Source organism: Brevibacillus sp. HB1.3, from assembly GCF_013186635.1.
GTDB classification, from domain to species: domain Bacteria; phylum Bacillota; class Bacilli; order Brevibacillales; family Brevibacillaceae; genus Brevibacillus; species Brevibacillus brevis_D.
This window is the reverse complement of the sequence record NZ_JABMIT010000035.1, coordinates 1-439: the sequence shown is the minus strand read 5'-3', so window position 1 is coordinate 439 and position 439 is coordinate 1. Positions and strand designations below refer to the sequence as shown.

General features: G+C 49.2%; 2 tRNA genes and 1 rRNA gene. All 3 read left to right on the top strand.

Annotated elements, in window-relative coordinates:
* Nucleotides 1-126 precede the first annotated feature (126 nt).
* Nucleotides 127-203 (top strand) — tRNA-Ile (locus HPY31_RS28550).
* A 17-nt stretch (nt 204-220) separates the two neighbouring features.
* Nucleotides 221-296 (top strand) — tRNA-Ala (locus HPY31_RS28545).
* 81 nt (nt 297-377) lie between these two features.
* Nucleotides 378-439 (top strand): 5S ribosomal RNA (rrf, locus tag HPY31_RS28540); the annotation flags it as partial.

Sequence of the window (439 nt, the reverse complement as noted above, 5' to 3'; positions counted from 1 at the left end):
ATATGACCGTAACGCAACGTTCGCTGTTCAGTTTTGAGGGAGCATCAACTCCCTGACGTATACAGATCTTTGAAGTGCCGCAGCTTTTGGCCTTTGAAGTAGTACGTCTTTTTTTGTGGCTTACAAGGGCCTATAGCTCAGTTGGTTAGAGCGCACGCCTGATAAGCGTGAGGTCGGCTGTTCGAGTCAGCCTAGGCCCACCACTAAATATTACCCGTATGGGGCTGTAGCTCAGTTGGGAGAGCGCCTGCCTTGCAAGCAGGAGGTCATCGGTTCGATCCCGTTCAGCTCCACCATTTTCCAAAAAATAATACTTGAAAGTGATCAAGAAGACATGTTACATTATTCTTCGTCACTTTTGAGAAATAGTCAAATCGTCTGGTGATGATGGCGGAGGGGACACACCCGTTCCCATGCCGAACACGGCCGTTAAGCCCTC